9 protein-coding genes are annotated in these 7,444 nt (G+C 73.1%); 4 read left to right on the top strand and 5 right to left on the bottom strand.

Annotated elements, in window-relative coordinates:
• Window positions 1-96: 96 nt before the first annotated feature.
• On the bottom strand, window positions 97-486 hold the full coding sequence (locus tag LN037_RS26760; RefSeq protein ID WP_230759210.1) for a 13E12 repeat family protein: 390 nt from the start codon (window positions 484-486) through the stop codon (window positions 97-99).
• A gap of 301 nt (window positions 487-787) precedes the next feature.
• On the opposite strand from LN037_RS26760, the gene LN037_RS26755 reads away from it, so the two are divergent.
• On the top strand, window positions 788-1,549 hold the full coding sequence (locus LN037_RS26755; protein ID WP_230759209.1) for a YebC/PmpR family DNA-binding transcriptional regulator: 762 nt from the start codon (window positions 788-790) through the stop codon (window positions 1,547-1,549).
• Window positions 1,546-2,046 carry a GNAT family N-acetyltransferase gene (locus tag LN037_RS26750; RefSeq protein WP_230759207.1) on the top strand — a complete coding sequence of 167 codons (501 nt, stop codon included), beginning with the start codon at window positions 1,546-1,548 and terminating at the stop codon, window positions 2,044-2,046. The genes LN037_RS26755 and LN037_RS26750 overlap by 4 nt, the downstream gene beginning before the upstream one ends.
• A 1,029-nt stretch (window positions 2,047-3,075) precedes the next feature.
• Here the strand turns inward: LN037_RS26750 and LN037_RS26745 are convergent.
• The 3 genes from LN037_RS26745 to LN037_RS26735 all read right to left on the bottom strand — a co-directional run bounded on the left by LN037_RS26745 (window position 3,076) and on the right by LN037_RS26735 (window position 5,149).
• Complete coding sequence (locus tag LN037_RS26745; protein ID WP_230759205.1) at window positions 3,076-3,750, bottom strand: recombinase family protein; 675 nt, start codon at window positions 3,748-3,750, stop codon at window positions 3,076-3,078.
• Window positions 3,751-4,278: 528 nt separating this feature from the next.
• A complete protein-coding gene (locus LN037_RS26740) occupies window positions 4,279-4,854 on the bottom strand; it encodes a GNAT family N-acetyltransferase (protein ID WP_230759204.1) in 576 nt (191 codons plus the stop codon).
• Between the two features lie 55 nt (window positions 4,855-4,909).
• Complete coding sequence (locus LN037_RS26735; protein ID WP_230759203.1) at window positions 4,910-5,149, bottom strand: hypothetical protein; 240 nt, start codon at window positions 5,147-5,149, stop codon at window positions 4,910-4,912.
• Window positions 5,150-5,268: 119 nt separating this feature from the next.
• Here LN037_RS26735 and LN037_RS26730 point away from each other — a divergent pair, with 119 nt between their 5' ends.
• Window positions 5,269-5,583, top strand: coding sequence for a hypothetical protein (locus tag LN037_RS26730; RefSeq protein WP_230759202.1), 315 nt, complete (start codon window positions 5,269-5,271; stop codon window positions 5,581-5,583).
• A 31-nt stretch (window positions 5,584-5,614) separates the two neighbouring features.
• On the top strand, window positions 5,615-5,947 hold the full coding sequence (locus tag LN037_RS26725; protein ID WP_230759200.1) for a hypothetical protein: 333 nt from the start codon (window positions 5,615-5,617) through the stop codon (window positions 5,945-5,947).
• 43 nt (window positions 5,948-5,990) lie between these two features.
• Here the strand turns inward: LN037_RS26725 and LN037_RS26720 are convergent, their stop codons facing one another.
• Window positions 5,991-7,418 carry an MFS transporter gene (locus LN037_RS26720; RefSeq protein WP_230759199.1) on the bottom strand — a complete coding sequence of 476 codons (1,428 nt, stop codon included), beginning with the start codon at window positions 7,416-7,418 and terminating at the stop codon, window positions 5,991-5,993.
• Window positions 7,419-7,444 lie beyond the last annotated feature (26 nt).

The raw sequence follows: 7,444 nt of genomic DNA, 5'->3' as shown, positions 1-7,444 counted from the left end.
ATCACGCAACCGGTCCTCATACATGCGCACCGCACGAGCCCGGGTCTCCGGGTCGAACTTCCGAGGTGGGGCCACAGCAGCAGTCTCCTTGCTACATCAGAGCCTCACCACTGACCGGGGCGGTTCAACCTTCGCCTGCTCCAACCGCCCCTCGCGCATCGCCTCGCCGAGCCGCGGCAGCCGCTGCAACGCACCAGAAGCGGTCTCCAACCGGGAGGCGGCCATCGCCACCGACCAGCCCAGACACGCCGCGATCACCCGCGGATCCGGCTCCGGCCACCGCTCCACGGTGTCCGCGCGCGCCCGGGCGGTCTCGAGCATCCAACACGCCCGACGCCACTCGTCATGCACCAACCGCGCCTGCCACGCGACCAGACCGGCCTCGCACTCCTGACCACACGCATCCCGCGGATCGGTCCACGGAACCGCAGGCAGCGGCGTGTCGAACACCCCGCCACCACCCGAGAACCCCGCCTCCACCGCCATGATCCGAACTGTAGTTCGAACCCCCGACAACCACGGCCGCATCCGCCCCGCTGACCGCCCCACCCAAGATCACGAAGCAGCAACGATCCCTCCCGCGTCACGAGGACCCTCCCGGCCCGGCCGGGGGGCGACCCGTCGTCGGGAAGGAGGCCCCGCCGGTAGACTCGATGTCCGAGGTAGGAGCGCGATGGGCCCCGCAGTGGGTCCTCGCCGCCCGTGCCGGCGCCGGCACCCGAGTCCCGTGGACCACGGTAGGCCGGAGCCGCACGGCCACGCGCGGACGACGAAGGGCGGGAGAGCCATGAGCGGCCACTCCAAGTGGGCGACGACGAAGCACAAGAAGGCCGCCATCGACGCCAAGCGCGGCAAGATGTTCGCGAAGCTGATCAAGAACATCGAGGTCGCCGCGCGGACCGGCGGCGGCGACCCGGCGGCGAACCCGACGCTCTACGACGCCATCCAGAAGGCCAAGAAGACGTCGGTCCCGAACGACAACATCGACCGCGCCGTCAAGCGCGGGTCCGGGGCCGAGGCCGGCGGCGCCGACTACCAGGCGATCACCTACGAGGGCTACGCCCCGGGCGGTATCGCGGTGCTCATCGAGTGCCTGACCGACAACAAGAACCGCGCCGCCGGCGAGGTCCGCACCGCCATGAACCGCAACGGCGGTGCCATGGCCGACCCGGGCTCCGTGGCGTACCTGTTCAACCGCAAGGGCGTCATCATCGTCGCCAAGGAGCAGGGCGGCACCGAGCTGGCCGAGGACGACCTCCTGCTCGCCGTCCTCGAGGCCGGCGCCGAGGAGGTCAACGACCTCGGCGAGAACTTCGAGATCCTCTGCGAGCCGACCGACCTCGTGGCGGTCCGCACCGCGCTGCAGGACGGCGGGATCGACTACGACTCGGCGGAGGCGTCGTTCGTCCCGTCGATGAACGTCGAGGTCGACGCCGACGGTGCCCGCAAGGTGCTGCGCATCATCGACGCGCTCGAGGACTCCGACGACGTCCAGAACGTCTACTCGAACTTCGACGCCTCCGACGAGGTCATGGCCGAGGTGGGATGACGTCGGTTCCCGACGCCGAGCCGGTGCCGGTCGTCGTCGACCGGCTCGGACCCGACCACGCGGGCGAGGCCCTCACCGTGCAGTACGCGGCGTTCCTCTCCGAGGGGCGCCTGTACGACACCTTCGCCATCCCGCCGCTGGTCGAGACCCCCGCCGACCTGGCGGCGGACCTCGTGCACCCGGGGACGCTCGGGTGGGCGGCCTGGGTCGGCACCCGGCTGGCCGGCAGCGTGCGGCTGCGGGCCCTCGAGGGTCCCGGGCCGGCCGTGCTCGGCCGCGCTGCCGTCGCGCCCGACCTGCAGGGCCGCGGTATCGGCTCGCTCCTCCTGCGCGCCGCCCACGCGGACCTCGCACCCGGCACGGAGACCGTGCTGGTGACGGGGGAGCGCAGCACCGGCAACCTCGCGCTGTACGGCCGCTTCGGCTACGTCGAGGTCGGGCGGGAGCGCGACACGGCCGGGGTGGCGGTCGTGCGGATGCGCCGCGTCGCGCCCTGAGATGGAGCGTCACCCGGGCCGGTCCCCGTCCGTTGCCCCTCCTGTGAGGAGCTCCCGACGGCGGACGGTGCTGCCCTGGTACTGCGTCCACGAGTCCGGGGGAGCGGCCGCCTCCACGATGGTGGCGGCGGCCCTGGTCTCCGCTGCCGCGCTCCTGGCGTTCCTCGGGCTCGTGTTCGCCCGGGAGTGGGCGGTCGGCGTCATCGCCCTCGGGGTGTCGCTCGTGGCGGGCGCCAACGCCTGGGCGGCCGCGCGCACGCTGCGCTGGTTCGACCGGGACCGCGGTCGGTCCGCCGCCGCTGCGCCCACCCCGGAGTTCCCGACGGCGGGTCCAGCGGCTCCGGCCCCCGTCGCGCCGGCTCCCGCGCCCCCGCCCGCTCCGCCGCGTCCCGTCGCACCACGCCCCGGAAGTGGCCCCGCCGGGCCCGTCCCAGCGCGCGCGGCCCGGCCGACCACGCCGGCGAGCGCGCCCACGCCTGCCGCACCGGCCGGTGCCGCGCCGACCGCTGTCGCGCGACGGGCCCCCGCGCGGCCCGCTCCCGCGCCGCCCGCTTCCGCGCCGCCTGCTCCCGCGCCGCCCGTTTCCGCGCCGCCCGTTTCCGCGCCGCCCGTTTCCGCGCCGCCCGCTTCCGCGTCGCCCGTCGGCCCCGGGTCGTCGCGGCCCGCGGCAGTGCGACCGGTGCCGGGACCGCCAGGGGTGGGCGCGACCGTGCCGTCCCGACCGGTGCCGTCCCGACGGGTTCCCGCGTCGACCCCGCCTGCTGCTGCGGCCGCATCAACCCAGGCGAACCCGCCCGCCGCTCCCACGCAGGTCGCCGCCCCGGCACCCCCACCGCGACGTCCGGTGTCCGGGGGCCCGCCCGGGGAGCCGCCCACGGTCGAGGCGGGCAGTGCCGACGCGGCTCCCGCGACGACCGAGGTCACCGAGCGCCCCAGCGTGCGCGAGGCGGCCCGGGCGGCGCGTGTCCGCACGCGGACGACCGGTTCCGGTCGTGGCCGGCGTGTGGCGGGGACGCGTCCCGACTGACCTCAGTCGCTGCCGGTGGGGTCGACCTCCGAGGACGGCGGGACGACCTGCCGTCCGCCGAGCTCGGGGACGTGCTTGTAGAGCGTCGAACGGCTGACACCGAGGAGCCGGGCGATCGAGGCCACGGAGTTCTCCGGGCGGGCCAGCATCGAGCGTGCCTGTGACACCTGGTCCGGGCTGAGGGCCGGCGGGCGGCCCAGTCGCTGGCCGCGGGCGCGGGCGGCGGCCAGACCGTCCCGGGTGCCCTCGACGAGCAGCTCACGGAGGAACTCCGCCAGCGCCGCGAACACGTGGAAGACGAGGCGGCCGCCGGGCGTGGTGGTGTCGAGGCCCTCGTGCAGCGAGCGGAAGCCGACCCCGCGCGAGCGCAGGTCACCGACGAGCCCGACCAGCTGCGGGAGGGACCTCGTCAGGCGGTCCAGCCGGACCACGACGAGGACGTCGCCGGGCGCGAGCGAGGCGAGACAGGCGTCGAACTCGGGCCGCGCGGCACCCCCCTTGCCCGACGAGGAGTCGACGAACAGCCGGGTACACCCGGCGGCGAGCAGGGCCGCCCGTTGCTCCTCGGGGTCACCCGCCTCGCTGGGCGCGCCGGACGATCCGCGCCCGTACCCCACGACCTCGCCGGAGATCTCCTCCGGCTCCGCCGCGAGGAGATCGCGATGAGCAGGTTGCACGGGCGGAATGCTACGGACAACGGTGCGATGTCGCTCATTCCGGGCCGCACGACAGTTTCGCAACGGGTTTCTCGTCGCGTCGCCGATGGAATGTTCCCGGCACCGTCGGGTCGTGACCTCCGCCGGCCGGCGGTCGTCCTCTCACTCAGTGAGCGGCAGAGGGGGTGAACCATTCGATTGAGCGCTGAACATCGCCGTCCGGTATTTCCTCCGATCGGGGGCGACGCCCCCCATCGGCTCACGGCCCGCATCCTCGCCCTGCGCCGCTCAGGTGCCCTCACACATCGCTGCAGGTGGAGGACTCACGCTGAGGCAGTGACGGCCGGGCCCGACCGGGCGCACCATGGCGGCGGGCGCCCGGCCGGGAGACGGACGCCGTCGAGGTGATCCGGCGTCCGAAGCGGGAACGGCTCGCGCGGCGCCCCGTGACGGCGGTCGGCGCGCATTCCCTCGAATCGTGGGTGATCGAAAAGAGGGCGCCGTGGAACGCATTCCGGAACGAAGGAGGTGGCCCGCAAACGAACATCCTCAGGGGCGAGCCTGGAGGTCTTTCTGCATGATCACGGTGTCCACCCATTGGCCCTGCTTGTAGCCGACCGCGGGCATTCGGCCCACGACCTCGAATCCGAGCCGACGGTGCAGCACGATCGAGGGCGTGTCGTGCCGGGCGTCGGGCAGGGTCGCGATGACGGCGACCACCTGACGCATGTCGGTGTGCGCGAGGCCGTCGACGAGCGCGGACAGCAGACGACCGCCCAGGCCCCGCCCGGTGGCCTCCGGGGCGATGTAGACCGAGTCCTCGACGGTGTAGCGGTAGGCGGCGTGCGGCCGGAACTGGGAGCACGCGGCGAACCCGGCCACCGACAGGCCCCCGCTCCCGGACGGCCCGGGCGGCAGGTCGGCGACCACGAAGGGCAGCTTGTGCTCCCGCGCCGCGACGATCCGCTCGCGCCAGACCTCGGCGGACGGCGGGTCCTCCACGAACGTCGCGATGGAGGCCAGCACGTAGCCGCCGAACACGTCGGCGATCCGAGGGGCGTCGGCCTCCTCGGCCGGTCGGACGACGACGTCCGGGCGGTCGGGCGGGGCGGCGGCTCCGGTCATGGCCGGCATCCTCCCGCGCCCGGGCGGGGCCGCGCCATCGAGCGCGGCCCTCGGGTCACTCGACCCGGATGAGCTGGTACTCCCACTCCTCCGCCTCGTTGCGGACCGTCCGCTCGTAGATCGCGTGCCCCTGCCCGCCGACCATGCGCGACATCGTCTCGCGGAAGTCGCGGTCGGTGGTGGGGAGCGGGATCCGCTGGAGCAGCGGCGGCTCGGCGGGCCCGTTGTCGGGCAGGGAGACCGCCCCGACGCCCTGCAGCGGCCCGTTGACGTAGCGGACGGCGACTTCCCTCATGCACCCCTCCAGATGATCGCTGCTGTGCACCCTACGGCCGCAGCGCGTCGTCCGTCATCACGGTGGAAGACCCGAACAGACCAATGCCGCGGGCCGCGTTATCACCTAGCGTGCAGAAGATGCGCAGCGCGATCCTCCTCCTCACCGGCTTCGCGCTGCTCGGTGCCGGGGCGACGGCGATCGCCCTCGGTCACGTGCTGCTGGGGATCGCCCTGGTCGTCCTCGGGCTCGCGCTCAAGCTGACCGGGTTCCTGCTCGGGGACTCGACCGTGGCCGCTCCGGGCCGGGGGCCGCAGACGCTCGCCGGGCAGCGTGTCGAGCGGCCGCGGGCCGGCATCCCGGTGGGTCGGGCCGCCGTCCGGCGCGGGGTCGTGTCGCCGCTGCGTCCTCCGCGCGCGGTCCCGCCGACGTCCCGGGGCCGTCGGGCCTCGTGAGCGACCGCACCTCCGTGCCAGGCTGCTCCGCGTGACCGCCTGGGAGTACGCCACGCTCGAGATCTCGGCCGTCCAGCTCGCGAAGGCCGACCTGGACCCGTCGTCGTCCAGCCACGACACCGCCGAGTGGCAGGCCTACGCGATCGGGCCGAAGGACGAGCTCATCTTCGAGGAGTACCGCCCCTACAGCGTCCCGTGGGCGCGCCTGTTCGCCGAGCACCTGAACCGCCTCGGCCGCGACGGCTGGGAGCTGGTGCAGTTCGGCGGCCCCCAGCACGCGCTCTACCCGACGGGGTACGTGCACTCCTCGGGCACCTACACGACGGTGGTCGAGAGCCGCTTCGTGCTGCGCCGTCCGGCCTGATCCCGACGACGGGTCCGCGCCGGACCCGTCGTCGCGATCGGCCTCAGCCGCGGACCGCGGTGCCGGAGGCGGCCAGCTCGCGCGCCTCCTCGGGCGTCGAGACCGCCGGGTTGGAGCCGAGCAGCGGCTTGCGCGCCGGGTCCTTGAGCTTGACCAGCACGACCAGGCCGACGATCCCCGCGAAGATCAGGTACAGCGCGGGCCAGTAGCCCCAGCCGGTGCCGAGCACGAGGGCGGTCATGATCAACGACGTCGTGCCGGCGAAGGCCGAGACGAAGATGTTGAACGAGATCGACAGCCCGCCGTAGCGGACCTCGGTCGGGAACAGGGCCGGCAGCGTCGACGGGCAGGTCGAGGAGAACAGGACCAGCAGCAGGCCCATCACCGCGAGGCCGACCGCCACGAGCACGACCGAGCCGAGCTGCAGGACGTAGAGCATCGGCACCGCGAGCACGATCAGACCGATCGAGCCGGCGTAGAGCAGCGGCTTGCGCCCGATCCGGTCGGAGAGCAGGCCGAGCGCCGGGATGACGAAGACGCCGACCCAGAGGATGACGATCTGGATCACCTGCGAGGTGGTCGTGTCGATCGCCTGGCCACCGACCGCGGTGACGTTGTCCTCGAGGAAGGTCGGCATGTAGCTGGTCAGCATGTAGTTCGTGATGTTCCACGCCACGACCAGGCCGCCGGCGGTGAGCATGGCCGGCCAGTACTTCACGAAGAGCTTCTTGATGCCCTCGCCGGCCTGCTGGCCCTCCCGCTCCTCGGACTCCGAGAGCAGCGTCTGGAACGCCGGGGTCTCCTCCAGGCGCACCCGGAGGTACACCCCGACGATGCCGAGCGGGAGCGCGATGAAGAACGGGATGCGCCACGCCCAGGTCGAGGCGAACTCCGGCGAGGAGATCAGCGGGATCACGGTCGCGACGGTGGCGCCGAGCGCGTATCCGATGAACGTCCCGCACTCGAGGAAACTGCCGAAGAAACCGCGTCGGCGATCGGGCGCGTACTCGGCGATGAAGGTCATCGCCCCCGCGTACTCGCCGCCGGTGGAGAAGCCCTGCACCACGCGGCAGAGCACGAGCAGGATCGGGGCCCAGATGCCGATCGCCGCGTACGGCGGGATGAAGCCGAGCAGGAAGGTGCCGACGGCCATCATGATGACGGTGATCGAGAGGACCTTCGTCCGCCCGATCTTGTCGCCGAGCGGGCCGAAGAAGAGTCCGCCCAACGGCCTGACCAGGAACGACACCGCGAAGCCCGCAAAGGTCCCGACCTGCGCGAGCGTCGGGTTGTCGGGCGGGAAGAAGTTCGCCTCGATCGTCGTCGCCAGGTAGGCGTAGACGCCGAAGTCGAACCACTCGGTGATGTTGCCGACCGCTGCGGCGCCCACGGCCCGCTTCATCGTCGCGTCGTCGGTGACCGTGATGTTGGCCGGCGTGTCGCCGGCCCCTGCCTCCGCCGTATCCGTCACGACTTCGTCCTCCCCGCCTCGCGACC

Origin of the sequence: Actinomycetospora soli, from assembly GCF_021026295.1 — a bacterium.
Taxonomy (GTDB): Bacteria; Actinomycetota; Actinomycetes; order Mycobacteriales; family Pseudonocardiaceae; genus Actinomycetospora; species Actinomycetospora soli.
This window is presented reverse-complemented; position numbering and strand designations above follow the sequence as displayed.